This window comes from Veillonella criceti, assembly GCF_900460315.1.
GTDB classification, from domain to species: Bacteria; Bacillota; Negativicutes; order Veillonellales; family Veillonellaceae; genus Veillonella_A; species Veillonella_A criceti.
The window spans coordinates 2,107,899-2,127,321 of record NZ_UHIO01000001.1; the positions used below are offsets into that span (position 1 = coordinate 2,107,899).

At 39.1% G+C, this 19,423-nt stretch carries 19 protein-coding genes and 1 other annotated feature; all 19 genes read left to right on the plus strand.

Translation table 11 applies throughout. The annotated features are described in order from the left end of the window. The 19 genes from tatC to DYE54_RS09540 all read left to right on the plus strand — a co-directional run bounded on the left by tatC (position 1) and on the right by DYE54_RS09540 (position 19,380). Positions 1 to 906 (plus strand): twin-arginine translocase subunit TatC, encoded by a 906-nt coding sequence (tatC, locus tag DYE54_RS09455; protein WP_115310986.1) that lies wholly within the window; start codon positions 1 to 3, stop codon positions 904 to 906. A 103-nt stretch (positions 907 to 1,009) separates the two neighbouring features. Continuing rightward, positions 1,010 to 1,288 (plus strand) — a binding site (T-box leader). A 42-nt stretch (positions 1,289 to 1,330) separates the two neighbouring features. Beyond that, positions 1,331 to 3,988 carry a valine--tRNA ligase gene (locus DYE54_RS09460; protein WP_115310987.1) on the plus strand — a complete coding sequence of 886 codons (2,658 nt, stop codon included), beginning with the start codon at positions 1,331 to 1,333 and terminating at the stop codon, positions 3,986 to 3,988. 9 nt (positions 3,989 to 3,997) lie between these two features. Continuing rightward, a complete protein-coding gene (locus DYE54_RS09465) occupies positions 3,998 to 5,281 on the plus strand; it encodes a bifunctional folylpolyglutamate synthase/dihydrofolate synthase (RefSeq protein WP_115310988.1) in 1,284 nt (427 codons plus the stop codon). 45 nt (positions 5,282 to 5,326) lie between these two features. After that, complete coding sequence (locus tag DYE54_RS09470; protein ID WP_340148305.1) at positions 5,327 to 6,535, plus strand: O-antigen ligase family protein; 1,209 nt, start codon at positions 5,327 to 5,329, stop codon at positions 6,533 to 6,535. A gap of 371 nt (positions 6,536 to 6,906) precedes the next feature. Next, positions 6,907 to 8,409 (plus strand): acetyl-CoA hydrolase/transferase family protein, encoded by a 1,503-nt coding sequence (locus tag DYE54_RS09475; protein ID WP_115310990.1) that lies wholly within the window; start codon positions 6,907 to 6,909, stop codon positions 8,407 to 8,409. A 27-nt stretch (positions 8,410 to 8,436) separates the two neighbouring features. Continuing rightward, complete coding sequence (locus DYE54_RS09480; RefSeq protein ID WP_115311136.1) at positions 8,437 to 10,083, plus strand: acyl-CoA mutase large subunit family protein; 1,647 nt, start codon at positions 8,437 to 8,439, stop codon at positions 10,081 to 10,083. A gap of 46 nt (positions 10,084 to 10,129) precedes the next feature. Beyond that, a complete protein-coding gene (locus tag DYE54_RS09485) occupies positions 10,130 to 10,525 on the plus strand; it encodes a cobalamin B12-binding domain-containing protein (RefSeq protein ID WP_115310991.1) in 396 nt (131 codons plus the stop codon). 70 nt (positions 10,526 to 10,595) lie between these two features. After that, complete coding sequence (gene meaB, locus DYE54_RS09490; protein WP_115310992.1) at positions 10,596 to 11,537, plus strand: methylmalonyl Co-A mutase-associated GTPase MeaB; 942 nt, start codon at positions 10,596 to 10,598, stop codon at positions 11,535 to 11,537. A gap of 51 nt (positions 11,538 to 11,588) precedes the next feature. Next, a complete protein-coding gene (gene mce / locus DYE54_RS09495) occupies positions 11,589 to 12,011 on the plus strand; it encodes a methylmalonyl-CoA epimerase (RefSeq protein ID WP_115310993.1) in 423 nt (140 codons plus the stop codon). 49 nt (positions 12,012 to 12,060) lie between these two features. Continuing rightward, positions 12,061 to 13,590, plus strand: a complete 1,530-nt coding sequence (gene mmdA, locus DYE54_RS09500) for a methylmalonyl-CoA decarboxylase subunit alpha (protein ID WP_115310994.1) — start codon at positions 12,061 to 12,063, stop codon at positions 13,588 to 13,590. 82 nt (positions 13,591 to 13,672) lie between these two features. After that, positions 13,673 to 14,008 (plus strand): methylmalonyl-CoA decarboxylase subunit delta, encoded by a 336-nt coding sequence (mmdD, locus tag DYE54_RS09505; RefSeq protein WP_115310995.1) that lies wholly within the window; start codon positions 13,673 to 13,675, stop codon positions 14,006 to 14,008. Positions 14,009 to 14,031: 23 nt separating this feature from the next. Beyond that, positions 14,032 to 14,193: a methylmalonyl-CoA decarboxylase subunit epsilon gene (mmdE, locus tag DYE54_RS10180; RefSeq protein ID WP_172460590.1), complete on the plus strand. Its 162-nt coding sequence runs from the start codon at positions 14,032 to 14,034 to the stop codon at positions 14,191 to 14,193. Between the two features lie 60 nt (positions 14,194 to 14,253). Then, a complete protein-coding gene (gene mmdC, locus DYE54_RS09510; RefSeq protein WP_115310996.1) occupies positions 14,254 to 14,640 on the plus strand; it encodes a methylmalonyl-CoA decarboxylase subunit gamma in 387 nt (128 codons plus the stop codon). A gap of 68 nt (positions 14,641 to 14,708) precedes the next feature. Continuing rightward, the gene (gene mmdB, locus DYE54_RS09515; protein ID WP_115310997.1) at positions 14,709 to 15,830 is read left to right on the plus strand and encodes a methylmalonyl-CoA decarboxylase subunit beta; all 1,122 of its coding nucleotides are present in this window, start codon (positions 14,709 to 14,711) and stop codon (positions 15,828 to 15,830) included. A 190-nt stretch (positions 15,831 to 16,020) separates the two neighbouring features. After that, positions 16,021 to 16,278 (plus strand): hypothetical protein, encoded by a 258-nt coding sequence (locus DYE54_RS09520; protein ID WP_115310998.1) that lies wholly within the window; start codon positions 16,021 to 16,023, stop codon positions 16,276 to 16,278. Positions 16,279 to 16,403: 125 nt separating this feature from the next. Next, positions 16,404 to 17,705 (plus strand): SLC13 family permease, encoded by a 1,302-nt coding sequence (locus tag DYE54_RS09525; RefSeq protein ID WP_115310999.1) that lies wholly within the window; start codon positions 16,404 to 16,406, stop codon positions 17,703 to 17,705. Positions 17,706 to 17,819: 114 nt separating this feature from the next. Further along, positions 17,820 to 18,491, plus strand: a complete 672-nt coding sequence (locus DYE54_RS09530) for a PH domain-containing protein (RefSeq protein ID WP_245935717.1) — start codon at positions 17,820 to 17,822, stop codon at positions 18,489 to 18,491. Between the two features lie 5 nt (positions 18,492 to 18,496). Next, the gene (locus DYE54_RS09535) at positions 18,497 to 18,895 is read left to right on the plus strand and encodes a hypothetical protein (RefSeq protein WP_115311000.1); all 399 of its coding nucleotides are present in this window, start codon (positions 18,497 to 18,499) and stop codon (positions 18,893 to 18,895) included. Positions 18,896 to 19,212: 317 nt separating this feature from the next. Continuing rightward, a complete protein-coding gene (locus DYE54_RS09540; protein WP_006555144.1) occupies positions 19,213 to 19,380 on the plus strand; it encodes a DUF362 domain-containing protein in 168 nt (55 codons plus the stop codon). Positions 19,381 to 19,423 lie beyond the last annotated feature (43 nt).

Genomic DNA, 19,423 nt, shown 5'->3' on the forward strand with positions numbered 1-19,423 from the left:
ATGGAATCGTTTCAGGTACGAGATTTTAATGACCCGAAACGAAAGCCTTCCTTGAATAGTGTGTTGGCGCAAAAAGAACGCCTCAAAGCGGCAGAGCGAGTTCGCCTCGGAGAAACGGTGGAAACTTCGCCGGAAAATAAAGCCATAGCCGATGTAGATTTAGAAGCTATAGAGCCACAGTATACGCCCTTAGAAGAGCAAATTATGGCTGAGAATAAGGCGATGTCTTTGGTTGGGCACTTAGGTGAACTTCGTAAACGAATTATTATTTCTGCTATCGCTATTTTGGTAGGCTTTTGTGTAGCCTATTATTATGTAGATGATATATTGGCTATCATTATAGCTCCAGCGGGTAAACTGTATTATATGAGACCAACTGAAGCCTTTTTTACCTATATGAAAGTCGCTTTAGTAGCGGGGCTTATTGCAGCTTCACCAATTTGGTTATATGAAGTGTGGGCCTTTGTCATTCCGGCCTTAACCAAACAAGAAAAGCAATTGACGAATTGGTTTTTACCATTTGCTATTATATTATTTATTATGGGAATTTTATTCTCTTATGCGTTGGTATTACCCGTGGCGATTCAATTTTTTATTGGCTTTGCTACCGATGAATTGCAACCTTTATTTTCCATTGGTCAATATATTGATTTTGTCATTGCCTTTGTTTTGCCGTTTGGTTTAATTTTTGAATTGCCAATTGTCATGATTATTATGGCAAAATTAAATTTGATTACCTCTGCCTTTTTGCGGTCTAAACGTAAAATCTTCTTATTTTTATCCTTTGTTATTGGTGGTTTAATTTCACCGACTCCAGACATGTTCTCACAGACTATGATTGCTATGCCGATGATTATTCTTTATGAAGTGAGTCTGTGGATGGTAGCGAAGGTGATGAAAAAATAATTAGTCACACATGATTAGGAGAGTCTGTTTGATTACTTTTGAAAAGTAAATTGACAGACTTTCTTTTTTTAGTTATTATGAGAGTTAGAAATACTCTTATATAGAGCAAGCGTCGATGAGGAAAAATCTTCTCCTAGCGTGGCAGAGAGCGTTGATAAGGTGAGAGCAACGTACGTGAATAGAAGAGGGTAGCCTCGGAGCTGATGAGATGAAGTTACATGGATGCGTAAGTGAATGTATTGTATATATTATAAGTATAAGTAGCTTACTTTGAGCGTTGTAATGCGTAGTTTTGTCCGGCTAACCCCGTTAACGGTAATGAGTGATTGCTACGGCAATAATCTAGGTGGTACCGCGGAAGTTAAGCCCTTTCGTCCTAATGGACGAAAGGGCTTTTTTATATACGATATAGGAGGAATTTGTGATGAGTGAGTTTAAAAATTTAACAACTTACAATCCAGGAGAGATTGAACAGAATTGGTATGAATTTTGGGAGAAACAAGGGTACTTCCATGAAGAAGTAGACAGCAATAAGAAACCATATAGTATTGTATTACCACCACCAAATGTAACAGGACAATTGCATATGGGGCATGCCCTAGATAATACCTTACAAGACATTTTGATTCGTTTCAAACGTATGCAAGGTTATAATGTTCTTTGGATGCCAGGGACTGACCATGCCGGGATTGCAACTCAGGTTAAAGTTGAACAAAATCTTATGAAAGAAGAAGGCAAAAGTCGCTATGATTTAGGGCGCGAAGAATTTGTTAAACGTGTGTGGGAATGGAAAAAAGAATACGGTAGCACAATTGTTAAACAAATTCGTAGTTTAGGGGCTTCTTGTGACTGGTCTCGTGAACGCTTTACCTTAGATGATGGCTATTATAAAGCGGTTCGGGAAGTATTTGTTAGCTTATATGAAAAAGGCTTAATTTATCAAGGCGAACGTATTACGAATTGGTGTCCAAGTTGTCATACCGCACTTAGTGATATTGAAGTAGAACATAGTGATGAAGCAGGTCATTTATGGTATGTAAATTATCCGGTAGTAGGTGAAGACGGCCGTTATGTAACGGTAGCTACGACTCGACCTGAAACAATGTTTGGTGACGTAGCTGTGGCTGTTAATCCTGAGGATGACCGTTATAAAGATATCATTGGTAAAACCTTATTATTACCATTTGTTAACCGTGAAATTCCAGTGATTGCTGATGATTATGTAGATCCTAGCTTTGGTACTGGTTGCGTAAAAATTACACCAGCCCATGACCCTAATGACTTTGAAATGGGGCAACGTCATAATTTACAGTCCATCATTGTTATGAATCTTGATGGCACTATGAATAGTGAAGCGGGGCATTTTGAAGGTTTGACTCGCGAAGTAGCGCGTAAACAAGTGGTAGCTGAATTAAAAGAACAAGGCTTACTTGTAAAAATTGAAGACCATGATCATAGTGTTGGTCATTGTTCTCGTTGTAATACGATTGTAGAACCGCTTGTATCAAAACAGTGGTTTGTAAAGATGGGACCTATTGCAGAACCAGCGCTTAAAGTTGTACAAGATAAAGCCATTGAATTTGTGCCAGAACGTTTCACGAAGACATACACTAACTGGTTAGAAGGCATTCGCGATTGGTGTATTTCTCGTCAATTATGGTGGGGGCATCGAATTCCTGCTTGGTATTGTGATGATTGCGGTGAAATTACCGTATCTCGTGAAGATATTGATGTATGTCCTAAATGTGGTGGTCATGTACATCAAGATGAAGATGTATTGGATACTTGGTTTAGTTCTGCTATGTGGCCGTTTGCGACTATGGGGTGGCCAGAAGAAACAAACGAACTTAAACACTGGTACCCAACGAGCGTGTTGGTAACAGGGTATGACATTATCTTCTTCTGGGTAGCGCGTATGATTTTCATGGGCCTTGAATTTAAACAAGAAATTCCATTTAAACATGTATTTATTCATGGGCTAGTTCGTGATAGCCAGGGCCGTAAGATGAGTAAATCTTTGGGCAATGGTATTAATCCACTTGACGTGATTAATGAATATGGTGCTGATGCTTTACGTTTCACTTTAGTAACAGGCAATACACCAGGTAATGATATGCGCTTTTATATGGAACGTGTAGAAGCTAATCGTAATTTTGCAAATAAGATTTGGAATGCCTCTAAATTTGTTCTTATGAATTTAGATAATTATGATCCTAATTTTGTACCTACAGAAGACGATCTCACGTTAGCTGATCGTTGGATTATTGATACATATAATCAAGCAGTAGCAACCATTACTGCGAACCTAGATAAATTTGAATTGGGTGAAGCGGCTTCTGCTGTATACGACTTTATTTGGAATAGCTATTGTGACTGGTTTATTGAATTGGCTAAACCACGTCTTTATAATAAAGAAGGTGGCCGTGACCGTGCTGTAGTACAGTATTTATTGGTTACAATTTTACGACATATGCTTGAATTATTACATCCATTTATGCCATTTGTTACCGAACATATTTGGCAACACTTGCCACATGAAGGTGAAAGCATTGTTGTTGCGCCATGGCCTACAGCCTTGCCGTTTGGTGATCAAAGTGCTAGTGCGGCTCAAATGTCTATTATGATGGATGCCATTAAAGGAATTCGTAACATGCGTGCAGAAATGAATGTACCAATGGGTAAACGAAGTGCTGTTATTTTAGCGCTTACTGACGAATCGTTGCGTGATGTAGTGAATAATCATCAAGATTACTTTAAAACGCTTGGTTGGGCTGAGACAGTTACTGTATTAGGCGTTATGGATGCGAAACCAGAAAATGCAACCGTTACTGTAGTTAATGGGCTTGAAGTATATCTATTACTTAAAGATTTAATCGATGTGACTAAAGAACGGGAACGTTTGACAAAAGAAAAAGAAACATTGAAGAAAGAAATTGCCCGTTTAGAAGGTAAATTAGGCAATCCTGGCTTCGTAGCTAAAGCACCAGCTGATGTAGTCGCTAAGGAAGAAGCGAAATTAGCTGAATATAAACAGAAACAGCAAGCCGTAGCAGAACGCGAAGAATTTCTTAAGACCTTATAGGAGGAAAGCATGACATATGCAGAGGCAGTAGCCTATTTAGATAGTTGTGTTCCCTTTGGAATTAAGCCTGGTTTAGAGCGCATTGAGGCGCTCTTACAGGCGATGGATAATCCTGAAACAGCATATAAAACAGTTCATATTACAGGGACTAACGGTAAAGGATCTGTAACAGCGTTGATAGATTCTGTACTCACTCATAGTGGTCGTAGAGTTGGTCGTTTTACGTCGCCTCATTTGATTAGTTACACAGAACGAATTTGTGTGAATGGTCGCTCTATTACGGAAGAGGCCTTTGGTGAATTGATTGCCAAAGTAGCTGAGGTAGTAACGAAGCTGGTTGATGGTGGTTTAGAGCCGCCCACTCAATTTGAAGTATTAACAGCGGCAGCCTTTCTGTTTTTCCGTGAGCAAGAAGTGGATTATGCCGTTATTGAAGTGGGCCTAGGTGGTTTATTAGACTCTACTAATGTAATTACCCCAGAAGTGGCGGTAATTACCAATGTTACCATTGATCATCAAGCTTATTGTGGCAATACGGTAGAAGAAATTGCCACTCATAAGGCGGGGATTATTAAACCGAAGGTACCCGTTGTGACAGCGGCACAAAGCAGTGCATTAGAAGTAATTCGAAGTAAAGCCAAGGAATTGAAATCTCAAATTTTGGTCTTTAATGAAGACTTCTCGATTAAGAGTCGTAGTGCTATGCCTGAAGGGCAGATGATTACGCTTGAAGATAAAGCAGGGCATAAGGATATGCTCTTTACTACCTTAGCTGGGGTTCATCAAGCGGTTAACTTAGCTTGTGCGGCTGAAGCATTACGAGTACTTATGAAATCTGATTCAGCTATTAGTGAAGAAACATTGCGTGAAGGCTTAGCACGGGCTAAGTGGGCTGGTCGTTTTGAAATTGTGAAACGATTAGATCGTCTCTTTATCTTTGATGGTGCTCATAATGCCAATGGGGCTGAAGCATTTCATTTGACCTATACAGAGTTATTTAAAGATAGAGCAAAGACGATGATATTAGCCGTCTTAGCTGATAAGGAAGTACAGGCTGTTGTGGATCAATTAGTAGGGTCAAAGGATTCTGTCATAACGGTACCAGCTCCGACACCACGGTCTTGTACACCTGAAGAATTGGCGAGTCATATTCATAGCGAAGTTTCAACAGCTAGTTCTGTAACTGAGGGCTTAGAGAGAGCCATGAAGACTACAAAAGCGGGGGACATTATTGTAGTCGCTGGTTCGTTATATATTTTAGGGGAAGCTGAGCAATGGTTAAACGCTCAGTAATGGTGTAATATGCCTAGCGCAGTTTGCCTCGATAGGGGCCAAGAGTTGAAACAATATATTACTAGACTCCTATATGCGATTGTCTTGGTTATGCCTTTGCATCAATTATTAGGTGATATTTTGGTGGTATTGGCTTTAGTACTCAGTATTTGGGATACAGTACGGTATCGTCCATTATCAAAGCCCGCTTCTTGGTTACAATGGTGTGTGTTGGGTTTTATGGGATGGAGTTTATTATCCTCTTTGGCTTCAACCCGGCCGATGTTTACCGCTTTTAGTTGGCTATATAATGTGGGGATGTATGGAGCCATTTATTTCCTTACCTATCGCTATTTAAGGGAGCCTGAACAATGGCGTACATTTTTGCGGATTTTTATATGGTCTGCCTGTATTGTATGCATTGTAGGGGTCTATCAGTACATGACTATGTCTATGGATTTGTTGCAGGAATGGGTAGATGCTAAACATTTTCCACTTTTGAAACGGCGTATGTTTGCAACTTTGCAAAATCCAAACTTATTTGGTGAGTACTTGCTCATTGTATTGTCTGTTGCTGGAACAGGTATATTCCAAGGGCTAAAGGAGAAGCGTTGGCGTCTATTGGCCTGGATGGTACCTTTATCATTATTCTTTTTAATTTGCATGACATTAACCTACTCACGAGCGATTTGGATTAGCTTTGCTTGTGTAATTATTTATTGGGGAATCGTAATCGATCGACGATTATTGCTTTCTTTATTAGCTATTCCAGCTATACTCTTTTTCTATCATGGTGAAGTGGCATCACGGCTGTGGTCTTTGTTTGACGGTAATGATACATCTGCTGTATTGCGTTGGGCCTTGTGGGATAGTACGACTTATATGATTGTCGATTATCCTGTATTAGGCATCGGTTGGGATGCGTTCTGGTTTGTATACCCTCACTATAATTATTATATTCAGGCACCGGATGTGGTTATTTATCATGCTCACAATATGTTTCTAAATGTTTTGGCTGAAATCGGGCTTCCTGGGGCGCTGTTCTATTTTGCAGCTATTTATGGCCATGCTGTGTATGCTTTGCGATTGCCAAAAGCAACAATTAGCAATATTGTAAAATATGGTATGGGCGCTGTTGTAGTAGGGGTTACAATAAGTGGTCTTTTTGATCATGATTTATTCAGTCACCAAGTATCGGTTATTTTCTGGCAACTATTAGGTTGGGCTTCCGCTGTCTTATATACTTATAAGAAAAATAACTATAAGACTTCGTAAATACCGATAGAATAGACCTTTGAAAACTTTTTGTGATTGATGTAAGTTAACAATTTAATATGATTTTTAATAGGTATCATGATTTAATATCATGATACCTATTTTCTTTGCGTATGAAATGCCGTTTAATCATATTGGTTGACAAAGGGACTTAATTCTTCTAATATTAGCCATAGTTTGAAGTATAACTCTCTAATCAATATCTAAATATGTCGATAAAAGGGAAGTTTTTCGATACAGTAAAATGTTGGTAAAAATAAAAAAATATTCACAAAAAAAGAGGATATTTTAAACTTTTGTCGAATATGTATAGTGTTGGAATGCGGAAGTACAATTTAATGTCATTCAAACTTTAAAAGGAGATGGTAGTGATGATTAACATCCTCGATCGCGTGCAAGGTGAAGCTCTTCAAGCAAAAATTAAAACTGCAGAAGAAGCCGCTTTGTTGATCAACCCTGGTGACCATGTTGGGATTAGTGGATTTACCCCTTCTGGTTATCCAAAAGCAGTTCCTTTGGCATTGGCAAAGAGAATGGAAAGTGATCCATTCAAAATTGACTTGTGGACTGGTGCCTCTGTTGGTGATGAAGCCGATGGTGCGTTAACTCGTGTTGATGGTATTGCTCGTCGATTCCCATATCAGACGAATGGCGATATGCGTAAAGCACTTAATGCAGGCAAAGTTCGTTACAGCGATATGCATCTTAGTCAAACAGCTCAAAACGTACGCTATGGTTTCTATGGCGATTGCGATATTGCTATCGTAGAAGCCGTATGCATCCGTGAAGATGGTGGGATTGTTCCTTCTACATCAGTAGGTAACACACCAACTTACATTAGCCAAGCAAAAAAAGTTATTGTTGAAGTCAACGTAAGTCAACCAATGAGTTTGGTAGGCATGCACGATATCTATGAACCATTGGATCCACCATATCGTCAGCCATTACCAATTACGGCAGCTGGTAATCGCGTAGGGACTCCATACATCCCATGTGATCCAGAAAAAATCGTAGCTATTGTACCATGTGACATTACTGACAAGACTCGTCCATTAGCACCAATTGATGATGATGCTAAGAAAATGAGCCAACATTTAATCGAATTCTTCGAAAATGAAATCAAACATGGTCGTTTGCCTAAGAATTTATTGCCATTACAATCTGGTGTAGGTTCTGTAGCGAATGCTGTAATTACAGGCTTGGCTCAAGGTCCATTTACTAATTTATCTATCTTTACTGAAGTAATTCAAGATGGTATGTTTGACCTTATTGATGCTGGTAAAGTAGAAGTATGTTCAGGGACCGCTCTTTCCCCATCACCTGATGGATTAAAACGTTTTTATGACAACGTTGATTTGTACTCGAAGAAAATTATTCTTCGTCCGCAAGAACTTTCGAACAGTCCTGAATTAGCTCGACGTCTTGGCGTTATTGCTATGAATACAGCGATTGAATTTGATATCTTTGGTAATGTAAACTCCACTCACATTATGGGTAGCAAAATGATGAATGGTATTGGTGGTTCTGGCGACTTCGCTCGAAACGCTTATATCTCCATCTTCTGTACAAACTCTGTAGCCAAAGATGGTGCAATTAGCTCTATCGTTCCAATGTGCTCTCACATTGACCATACAGAACACGATGTAATGGTATTCTGTACTGAACAAGGTATCGCTGATTGCCGTGGTTTAGCTCCGGAAGAACGCGCTCGCTTAATTATTAAGAACTGCGCTAATCCAGAATATAAACCAATGTTAGAAGATTACCTCGAAAGAGCTTTGGTGGCAACGAAACACGCCCATACACCAATTTTGCTTGATGAAGCTCTTTCTTGGCATAAACGTTTCCTTGAAACAGGAAGCATGAAGAAGTAAGGTATTTTTAGGAGGATGATGAAAACTATGGCTAACGAAGCTCTAAAAGCTAATCTTGCCAAATATGAGGCAGAAGTTAATGAAAAAATTGCGAAATTCCCAGAACGCAAAAATTTGAAGTATAACCGTTTATACACTCCACTTGATATTGAAGGTTTTGACTATGAAAAAGATTTAGGGTTCCCTGGTGAATTCCCTTACACTCGTGGTGTACAACCTACAATGTATCGTGGTCGTTTCTGGACAATGCGTATGTACGCTGGTTTCGCTACTGCTGAAGAATCCAACAAACGTTACCGTTACCTTATCGAATCTGGTGCAACTGGCCTTAGCTGCGCATTCGACTTACCAACTCAGATTGGTTATGACTCTGACGACGCTATGGCAGAAGGCGAAGTTGGTAAAGTAGGGGTAGCAATCGACTCCTTAAAAGATATGGAAATTCTTTTCGACGGCATTGACCTTGGTAAAGTTTCCACATCTATGACAATTAATGCACCTGCATCTGTACTTCTTGCTATGTACATTGCAGTAGCTGAAAAACAAGGCGTACCTGCTTCTGCATTGATGGGTACTATCCAGAACGATATTCTGAAAGAATATGCTGCTCGTGGGACTTACATTTTCCCTCCAAAACCATCCATGCGTTTGATTACTAATATCTTCGAATATTGCTCTCAGAATGTACCAAAATGGAACACAATCTCCATTTCCGGTTACCATATCCGTGAAGCTGGTTCTACAGCTGCTCAGGAAATCGCATTTACAATCGCTGATGGTATCGCTTACGTAGAAGCTGCTTTAAAAGCTGGCTTAGACGTTGATGCTTTCGCTGGTCGTTTATCCTTCTTCTGGAACGCTCATAACAACGTACTTGAAGAAGTTGCTAAATTCCGTGCATCCCGTCGTTTATGGGCGACTATCATGAAAGAACGCTTTGGTGCTAAAAAAGCTAAATCCATGATGCTTCGTGTACATACTCAAACAGCTGGTTCCATGCTTACTGCACAACAAGTTGATAACAACATCGTTCGTGTAGCATTGCAAACGGCTGCTGCTGTAATGGGTGGTACTCAGTCCTTACATACTAACTCCCGTGACGAAGCGTTAGCACTTCCTACAGAAGCTTCCGTACAGGTTGCTCTTCGTACTCAACAAATCGTTGCTTACGAATCTGGTTTAGCTGACGTAATCGACCCATTGGGCGGTTCCTACTATGTAGAAGCTATGACTAATGCTATTTATGATGAAGCTGCTGAATACATTCGCAAAATCGACGAAATGGGCGGCGCTGTAGTAGCTATTGAAAAAGGTTACATCCAGAAAGAAATTCAAGAATCTGCATACAAATGGCAGATGGAAGTTGAATCTGGCCTTCGTACAATCGTAGGGGTTAACAAATTCCAGGTTGAAGAAAAACCAGTTGAAGGTCTTCTTCGTGTAGATGCTTCCGTAGGTGTTAACCAAGCTAAGAAAACTCAGAAAGTTCGTGAAGAACGCGATAACGCTGCAGTAGAAAAAGCATTGGCAGCACTTAAAGAAGGGGCAAAAGATGAAAATGTTAACCTTATGCCATTAATTCTTGATGCAGTTCGTACATATGCAACATTGGGTGAAATTTGTAACGTATTACGTGAAGTATTTGGTGAATACCAAGCTCATTCCACGTTATAATTTCTAGGTAAAGATAGCGTAACGATTAGTTCGGAGGTAATATATCATGGCAGAAAAACGTATTCGTGTATTAGTAGCAAAACCAGGTCTTGATGGTCATGACCGTGGTGCCAAAGTTGTAGCTCGCGCACTTCGCGATGCAGGTTTTGAAGTAATTTATACTGGTCTTCGTCAGACTCCAGAACAGATTGTTGAAGCTGCTTTGTCTGAAGACGTTAATGTAGTTGCACTAAGTCTTCTCTCTGGTGCTCACAACACATTGTTCCCTAAAATTGTTTCCATGTTAAAAGAAAAAGGCATGGATGATGTACTTGTAGTTGGCGGTGGCGTAATTCCTGATGCTGATATCCCAGGTCTTAAAGAAGCTGGCGTAGCAGCTGTATTTACACCAGGCACACCAACTGGCGACGTAGTTGAATTTATTAAAGCTAACGTTAAATAAGATGTTTTAGGAGCAGGCTCGGATTCATTAGGTCTGAGCCTGCCACTATACTAAGAAGGCGGTGTAACCCATGGATTTAGTCAAAGAACTGTTAAATGGTTCCCGACTGGCCTTGGCGCGAGCCATCACTGCAGTCGAAAGCGAATATGATGATGCAATCGACATTATGAAAGCGATTTATCCTAAAACGGGCCGAGCTCGTATCTTAGGGATTACTGGTGCTCCTGGTGCTGGTAAGAGTACTTTGACTGATAAAGTAGTTAAACAATACTTACAGCAAGGTAAAAAAATCGGTATCGTAGCGGTGGATCCGACCAGTCCGTTTTCCGGTGGTGCCATCTTGGGCGACCGTATTCGTATGAATGATTTAACATTAAATGAAAATGTATTCATTCGCAGTATGGGTACTCGTGGTAGCTTAGGTGGTCTGTCTAAGAAAACATCTGACGTTGTAAAACTAATGGATGCATTTGGCATGGATTTAGTTATCATTGAAACCGTTGGGGTAGGGCAATCGGAAGTTGACATTGTAAAAAATGCTGATAGTACGCTTGTTGTACTTGTACCAGGTTTAGGTGATGACATTCAAGCGATTAAGGCTGGTATCTTAGAAATTGGTGATGTATTCGCCATTAATAAAGCCGACCGCGATGGCTGCGATAAACTAAATGTTGAAATTGAAATGATGTTGGACTTAGACTCCCGTGAGTTAAAGTGGCGTCCGCCAATTAAACGAACTATTGCAAGTAAAGATGTTGGCGTAGATGAACTTGTTGAAGCATTGGATGAACATTTTGAATTCCTCGAAGATAGCGAAGAATTAGCCGTTCGTCGTAAAGACAGAACGCGTGATGAAATCATTGCAATGATTAATGAACAAATCGGTCGACGTGTTGCTAATGTAGTCGTTAATAGCGACGAATTTACTAACCAAGTCAATGCTGTTAATCAGCGTGAAAATGATCCATATACAGTGGTGAATAAAGTCTTGGCAGATGTGTTGAAAATTTAATTGATTACTAACCTAGATGGTGTATCAGTTGAAAAAAAGGAGATTTTTATTATGGCATTTAAAGTATTGAACGTAGATCATATCGGTATCGGTGTTACTGATTTAGCATCAACAAAAGAATTTTACAAAAATGCATTAGGTATTGAACATCTTCCAGAAGATGAAGTAGTTGAAGAACAAAAAGTAAAAGTAAGCTTCTTCCCATGTGGCGATGCTGAATTAGAATTCTTAGAATCTACAACTCCAGATGGCCCTATCGGCAAATTCATTGAAAAAAATGGTGGTCGTAATGGTATTCAACACGTTGCACTTCGTGTAGACAACATTGAAAATGCAATTGCTGACTTAATGGCTAAAGGGATTCGCATGATTGACGAAAAACCTCGTTATGGTGCGGGCGGATCTGCTATTGCTTTCATTCATCCTAAAGCAACTGGTGGTGTTCTTCTTGAACTTTGCCAGAGAATGAAGTAATATTAAGATATATAATTTATTTATATAAAAACTTTATGGAGGTGTAGTAATGGCAACAGTCCAAGAAAAGATTGAGTTGTTACACAAGAAGTTGGAAGTTGTGAAACTTGGCGGCGGCGAAAAACGTATTGCGTCCCAGCATAGTAAAGGCAAAATGACTGCCCGTGAACGTATTGCTAAGTTATTTGACGAAAACAGTTTCGTTGAATTGGATCAATTTGTAAAACATCGTTGTGTAAACTTCGGCCAGGAGAAAAAAGAACTTCCTGGTGAAGGTGTAGTAACTGGTTTTGGTACTATCGATGGCCGTTTAGTGTATGCATTCGCTCAGGACTTCACTGTAGAAGGTGGTTCCCTTGGTGAAATGCACGCTGCTAAAATCGTAAAAGTACAACGCCTAGCAATGAAAATGGGTGCTCCAATTATCGGTATCAATGATTCCGGTGGAGCTCGTATTCAGGAAGCTGTTGATGCATTAGCTGGCTATGGTAAAATCTTCTTTGAAAATACCAATGCTTCTGGTGTAATTCCTCAGATTTCCGTTATCATGGGACCTTGTGCTGGTGGTGCAGTATATTCTCCTGCATTAACAGACTTTATCTACATGGTAAAAAATACATCCCAGATGTTCATTACTGGTCCTGCAGTAATCAAATCTGTAACAGCAGAAGATGTTACAGCTGAAGCTCTTGGTGGTGCAATGGCTCACAACAGTGTATCTGGTGTAGCTCATTTTGCTGCTGAAGATGAAGATGATTGCTTGCAACAGATTCGTTACTTGTTAAGCTTCTTACCAAGCAACAATATGGAAGATGTTCCTCTTGTTGAAACTGGTGATGATCCTGCTCGTGAATCTGAAGAACTTAACACATTGTTACCTGATAACAGTAACATGCCATATGATATGTTAGATGTTATCTCCTCTGTTGTAGATAATGGTGAATACTATGAAGTACAACCATTCTATGCAACAAACATCATTACTTGCTTCGCACGTTTTGATGGTCAAAGTGTTGGTATTATTGCAAACCAACCAAAAGTTATGGCTGGTTGTCTTGATATTAATGCATCTGATAAATCTTCTCGCTTTATCCGTTTCTGTGATGCATTCAATATTCCAATCGTTAACTTTGTTGACGTTCCTGGTTTCTTGCCTGGTACTAACCAAGAATGGGGCGGCATCATTCGTCATGGTGCTAAAATGCTATATGCGTACTCTGAAGCAACAGTGCCTAAGATTACAGTTATTACTCGTAAAGCATACGGCGGTTCTTATCTCGCTATGTGTTCTCAAGACCTCGGTGCTGACCAAGTATATGCATGGCCAACTTCTGAAATCGCAGTAATGGGCCCAGCAGGGGCTGCTAACATTATCTTCAGAAAAGACGAAGATAAAGAAGAAAAAACTGCTAAATATGTAGAAGAATTTGCTACACCATACAAAGCAGCAGAACGTGGTTTCGTTGATGCTGTTATCGAACCAAAAGCTACTCGCCCAGCGGTTATCAATGCACTCGCTATGCTTGCAAGTAAACGCGAAACTCGGGCACCTAAAAAACATGGTAATATTCCATTATAATTTTTAATAAGGTAAAACTTAGTTTTTGATTTGGAGTATCACAATTCTTATTCTTTGTATTAATTAGAAAGAGGAATTTATTATGGGAGGAAACGAAGGTACTATGAACCCGTGGCTATTTATGACAATTAATATGGTTGTCGTATTTGCCGTGTTGGCTATGTTAGGTTTAATTATGGTCATTACTCATAAATTAGACCCTACAAAAAAAAAATCTAAAGAGCCAGTAAACGTAGCACCAGCCGCTGCTCCTGTGACTGCAGCAGCGCCAGTGGTAGCCAATGATGAACCTGTAGTAGCCGCTATTACAGGAGCCATCGTAGCTATGGGTTACTCATCAGATCAAATTGCATCCATTCGTCCAAGCGAAACAAGTCGCAATTGGAGACTAGATGGCAGACTAAGTGGTAGAATTTAGTCAAACTTCTAGGAGGTGTAAACATGAGCAAGGCAGAGAAGAAGGCCGTTAATGATGAAGTAGTTGCTGTAATCGCTAGTGCTATTAGTGCTATGGGCTATTCGGTCGGTCAGATTGCTAGTATTCGTCCAAGTATCAATAATCATAATTGGAAATTGGATGGTCGCTTGCGCATGAGTCGTTAATTGTAATATGGTGAGAAGGAACATATTACATTGAGAAATTTAAGTTTGGAGGATTATAAAATGAAAAAATTTAACGTAACTGTAAATGGTACTGTATATGATGTTGAAGTTAATGAAGTAAAAGCAACTGGTGCAGCAGCTCCAGCACCTGCAGCAGCTCCTGCTCCTAAAGCAGCTCCAGCACCTGCAGCAGCTCCAGCACCTAAAGCGGCAGCAGCTCCAGTAGCAGCTGGCGCACTTACAGTTAAAGCTCCAATGCCAGGTAAAATCTTATCCGTTAACGTATCTGCTGGTCAGGCCGTTAAAAAAGGTGATACTTTGCTAGTTCTTGAAGCTATGAAAATGCAGAATGAAATCGCTGCTCCACAAGACGGTACTATCGCTGAAGTACGCGTAGCAGCTAACCAAACTGTATCCACTGGCGAAGACATGGTGGTATTTGGCTAATAGCTATTTTGTAGTGAAATGTTGATTAAATCGTTATTTTTGTTCTCAATTATGAAAGGGGATCACACATGGATGCATTTATCGTGGCGGTCACTTCAGTTTGGACAGACAGCGGGTTCGTAAACTTCAACTGGGGTAATGCTGTTATGATTTTAGTAGGTTTACTATTATTGTACATGGCATTCGCTAAAGAATTCGAACCATTATTGCTTTCTCCAATCGCGTTTGGTTGTATTCTCGCCAATATCCCTCGCAATGGCTTTGAAGAAGGGGTTATGGCTCTTATTAGTGCTGGGGTTGCTAATGAAATTTTCCCTCCACTTATCTTCTTAGGTGTAGGTGCAATGACTGACTTTGGTCCATTAATTGCAAACCCTAAAACATTATTCTTAGGGGCAGCAGCACAGATTGGTGTATTCGTTGCTCTTGCTGGCGCTATGATGATCGGTTTTACCGCTCCTCAAGCAGCTGCAATTGGTATTATTGGTGGTGCCGATGGTCCTACATCGATTTACCTTGCTACTAAATTGGCTCCTGAATTATTAGGTGCTATTGCCGTAGCGGCCTATTCCTATATGTCCTTGGTACCATTGATTCAGCCACCTGTTATGAAATTATTCACGACACAAAAAGAACGTGAAGTAGTTATGGAACAGCTTCGTGAAGTTTCTCGCTTTGAAAAAATTGCGTTCCCAATTCTTTCTACTATTTTCATTTCTTTATTGTTACCATCCATCACTTCCTTATTAGGTATGTTAATGTTAGGTAACTTGTTCCGTGAATCTGGTGTAACAGAACGTTTATCCGATACATCTCAAAATGCGTTGATCAATATCGTTACTATCTTCTTAGCAACTGGTACTGGTCTTACAATGAATGCTGAACACTTCTTAACATTCGAAACTATTAAGATTATTATCTTAGGTTTAATCGCATTCATCGCAGGTACTGCTGGTGGTGTATTGTTCGGTAAACTTATGTACTACTTAGATGGTGGTAAAACTAATCCGCTTATTGGTTCTGCTGGTGTATCCGCGGTGCCAATGGCAGCGCGTGTATCTCAAGTAGTAGGGGCTAAAGCTAACCCTGGTAACTTCTTGTTAATGCATGCTATGGGTCCAAACGTAGCTGGTGTTATTGGTACAGCTGTAGCAGCTGGTACTATGCTTGCAATGTTAGGTTCCAAGTAAAATTTTATATGATAACTACTATGGGGAGGATTCTCCCTCCCCATAGATAGTTTATTACTTGTCGATTTACAGTAATGTGAAGACATACTTTGACAATAAGGTTCTGCTCGAAGTATTCTTTGGGGATTGTTAACACTATATCGATAAATCGTATTGCATTTATAGTTAGTAATGTAGAGGTGATTTTGGTTTGTTCTCCTTAGAATTGAAAATTTTGATTTGTTTCGTGTGGGCTCTTATTGTTTTTTTAGTAGTTGCTTTAATTATTGGACCAGAACGAAAAGCGTTATGGTTCAAACGTCGAGAAAAGTATTCTTTCTTTAATCGACGGGGGTTTATTAGTGAAATCTTATTTTATGGCTATCCAAATACTAAGGAAGGTATTTTTTTAACGACAGGTATGGCACTCGCAATTGCTGTAGTTGCCTATATTCTTTATCTTTTGTAGTCCTTAGTATAAGATAGAATTTATGAGATTAAATAACTGTAACTAAGCTAAATTAATCATTCATAAAATAGGATGCTTATTAATACAAATCGTGAATATTGTTGTATTAAAAGGAGATGACTAATATGGATGTAGCAGTACAAACGTTGATCGTACTCGCTATTATGGCGGTTTTCTTTGTAACTGAAATTATTCCACTTGCTATTACCTCCTTAGGTGGCGCTATTGCGTTAGCTTTGATGGGAATTATTAGTTCTAAAGAAGCTTTTTCTGGTTTATCTGATAGTACAGTAGTATTATTTGCCGGTATGTTCGTTGTTGGTGGTGCTTTATTCTACACTGGTTTGGCTCAAAAAATCGGGGAAACTGTTGTATCTAAAGCAGGGACTAGTGAAAATGGTTTGATGTTTGCTATCATGGCTGTTACAGCAGCTATGTCTGCATTCTTATCGAACACTGGTACAGCCGCTGCTTTATTACCAGTAGTTGTTGGTATTTGTGCCGTTGCTAAGATTCCTGCAAGCCGTCAGTTAATGCCATTAGCATTTGCTGCTGGTATCGGTGGTATCATTACAATGGTTGGTACACCTCCAAATATTATCGTTAATGGTGCCTTAGCTAAAGCTGGTATCGAACCTTTTGGTTTCTTTGAATTTGCTTGGATTGGTATTCCTTTGACTGTAGCGACTATCGCTTTCATGATGTTCATTGGTAAATATTTCTTACCTAAACATGAAATTACTGATGCTGGTGAAGTAGAACAAGAAGTATCAGCTGAAGATGTTTCTAACGATCCTAAGAAACAATTATACTCTGGTTTAATTTTAGGTGCCGTTATCTTATTGATGATTTTAGGCGATCCTTTAAAAACATACTTTGGTATTAATTTACCATTAAGCTTAGTAGCTGTTATGGGTGCTATCGCTTGTGTATTAACTGGTTGCTTAAAAGAAAAACAAGCTTACACATCTATTGACTGGGTAACAATTTTCTTATTTGCAGGTATGATGCCAGTTGCTGGTGCTATGGACAAATCCGGTGCCGGTCAATTAATTGCTAATGCAGTTCTTGGCGTAATGGGTTCTGATCCTAGCCCTTACTTTGCAACAGGTGTATTATTCTTATTATCTTGCGTAATGACTCAGTTCATGTCTAATACTGCATCTTGTGCCTTGTTAGCACCAATTGGTATTGCTATTGCAAAAGGTATGGGCGCTGACCCTCATGCAGTATTGATGGCTATCGGTGTTGCTGCATCTTGTGCATTCGATACACCTGTAGGTACACCTCCAAATACATTAGTTCTTGGCCCTGGTCAATACAAATTCATGGACTATGTTAAAGCAGGCGTTCCATTGATTATTGTATGCTTCATCGTAAGTATTTTAATCATTCCAATGGTATGGCCTTTCTTCCCAGGTAAATAAAAATCTGGTTGAGATAATTGCTTTTAATACCTTATAATAAATGTTGAGGTGGTACATTAGTACTGCTTCAACATTTATTTTTTTATCTGAATTAAAAATTTAGGAGTTCATACAATGCATGTAATTTATAAGGAGCAATCAAAGCGAAGCAGTAGTGCCAGTATAATTGTAGGAATTTTTGTCATCGCATTATTAGGGGCCATGGTTTGGACAACCATGCGTAGTATTGAAAAAGGTGCTATTATTTTAGACGAATATTTTGTTGAGATTGTAGCCTTACTTGTTATTTTAAAATCAGCTATTGCACAGTATACATATCTTGTAACCGATGATAAATTAGTGATTGTAGAGAATGTATTATTTTATACTAAAAAAATGGAAATCCCATATGCCATGATTGATGGTGTATATGCACATAAAACAGAATTCATTAGTAAATTCAAATTGCGTTATAAATATCGCAAAAGTTCCACTACGGATAGCCGTCCTACGTGGGCGTTGATTTATTCCATTGTAAAGGGAAAAAAGGTACAAAATGCACGTGTCCTTATTAAAGCCGATACAGCATTTTTTAAAGCCTTAGAGGAATTTGTACCTAATCGTATTTGCGCACCACAGGGGGATGTTGTACTCTATGCATATGCTAGGCGTGATGCGATTATGCATGGTGAAAGTGTTGAAGAATATTTTAAATCATTTGCTGCCGATCCAGAGGAGGAAATATTGGTTCAAGAAGACACAGCCAAGCGCTCTGCTACGATTATAAATAAGACTGAAAGGAAATAATAAAGATGGATAAAACAGCATTAACGCATAAGCGAGATGACTTAATAGAACAAAGAGCTCGTTGTGTAAAAGAGTGGCAAACACTAGCAAAACAACCGGAACATCCGTCTACAACGTCTATGTTAAGTGCCTTTGTTCTTATTGGGGCAGCCACTATTTTGTCGTTTATAACGGATACACCTAATATTTATGATCCACAATTTTTGATTGCTGTTATACTCATGTTAGTGGGTGTTGCTGTCTTTTTTAATAGCAAAGTGACTGTAGATAATCGCCGTAAGAAAATTGATAAATTACAAGGGCTTGTAGCTGAAATTAATGAAGAACTGAAAGACGTATCTAAAGAATTAGGCGTCCCATTTCCTAAGATTAAATTACCAAAATCTCGTAAAAGTAAAAAATAGCATACGAAATAATTGAGAATAAAATTCATTTGTTGTTTTTGTGAGTTATGACTGTAAATGAGAATACAAGTGACATGTGTGATTCCTTTTTTAACGGCTATTATCATATTGAAAACAACTATCAAATATCTAAGAAGTGGCGTATTTACTATGTAAAATAGTCATTTAAACTTGCGGAAAAATAATAAGAAATCATTATCCATAAGTTTGACAAGAATAAAAAAACGTGCCATAATGAGAATATAAAGTTAAGGTAAGTTCCTTAAGGAATTGATAATCAAGAAATTATCTAGTATATTTTGCGGAGGTGTCCAATAATGAGAGTTATCGGTGACGAATGTATTAAATGTGGTTCTTGTGCTTCTGTATGCCCAGTAGGCGCTATTAGCGAAGGCGAACTTAAATACGAAATTAACGAAACTTGCATCGACTGCGGTTCTTGCGAATCCGTATGCCCAGTAGGTACTATTCATCCAGCTGAATAATCAACGGATGCCAAAGCCCTCTAGTAGAGGGCTTTTTTTATTT

What these genes read in the sequence shown, in the direction of transcription:
- meaB (WP_115310992.1), top strand. Translation starts at nt 10,596, where the DNA reads ATGGATTTAGTCAAAGAACTGTTAAATGGTTCCCGACTGGCCTTGGCG.
- DYE54_RS09525 (WP_115310999.1), top strand. Translation starts at nt 16,404, where the DNA reads ATGGATGTAGCAGTACAAACGTTGATCGTACTCGCTATTATGGCGGTT.
- DYE54_RS09460 (WP_115310987.1), top strand. Translation starts at nt 1,331, where the DNA reads ATGAGTGAGTTTAAAAATTTAACAACTTACAATCCAGGAGAGATTGAA.
- mmdB (WP_115310997.1), top strand. Translation starts at nt 14,709, where the DNA reads ATGGATGCATTTATCGTGGCGGTCACTTCAGTTTGGACAGACAGCGGG.
- DYE54_RS09485 (WP_115310991.1), top strand. Translation starts at nt 10,130, where the DNA reads ATGGCAGAAAAACGTATTCGTGTATTAGTAGCAAAACCAGGTCTTGAT.
- DYE54_RS09475 (WP_115310990.1), top strand. Translation starts at nt 6,907, where the DNA reads ATGATTAACATCCTCGATCGCGTGCAAGGTGAAGCTCTTCAAGCAAAA.
- mmdC (WP_115310996.1), top strand. Translation starts at nt 14,254, where the DNA reads ATGAAAAAATTTAACGTAACTGTAAATGGTACTGTATATGATGTTGAA.
- mmdD (WP_115310995.1), top strand. Translation starts at nt 13,673, where the DNA reads ATGGGAGGAAACGAAGGTACTATGAACCCGTGGCTATTTATGACAATT.
- DYE54_RS09540 (WP_006555144.1), top strand. Translation starts at nt 19,213, where the DNA reads ATGAGAGTTATCGGTGACGAATGTATTAAATGTGGTTCTTGTGCTTCT.
- DYE54_RS09535 (WP_115311000.1), top strand. Translation starts at nt 18,497, where the DNA reads ATGGATAAAACAGCATTAACGCATAAGCGAGATGACTTAATAGAACAA.
- mce (WP_115310993.1), top strand. Translation starts at nt 11,589, where the DNA reads ATGGCATTTAAAGTATTGAACGTAGATCATATCGGTATCGGTGTTACT.
- DYE54_RS09530 (WP_245935717.1), top strand. Translation starts at nt 17,820, where the DNA reads ATGCATGTAATTTATAAGGAGCAATCAAAGCGAAGCAGTAGTGCCAGT.
- tatC (WP_115310986.1), top strand. Translation starts at nt 1, where the DNA reads ATGGAATCGTTTCAGGTACGAGATTTTAATGACCCGAAACGAAAGCCT.
- mmdA (WP_115310994.1), top strand. Translation starts at nt 12,061, where the DNA reads ATGGCAACAGTCCAAGAAAAGATTGAGTTGTTACACAAGAAGTTGGAA.
- DYE54_RS09465 (WP_115310988.1), top strand. Translation starts at nt 3,998, where the DNA reads ATGACATATGCAGAGGCAGTAGCCTATTTAGATAGTTGTGTTCCCTTT.
- mmdE (WP_172460590.1), top strand. Translation starts at nt 14,032, where the DNA reads ATGAGCAAGGCAGAGAAGAAGGCCGTTAATGATGAAGTAGTTGCTGTA.
- DYE54_RS09480 (WP_115311136.1), top strand. Translation starts at nt 8,437, where the DNA reads ATGGCTAACGAAGCTCTAAAAGCTAATCTTGCCAAATATGAGGCAGAA.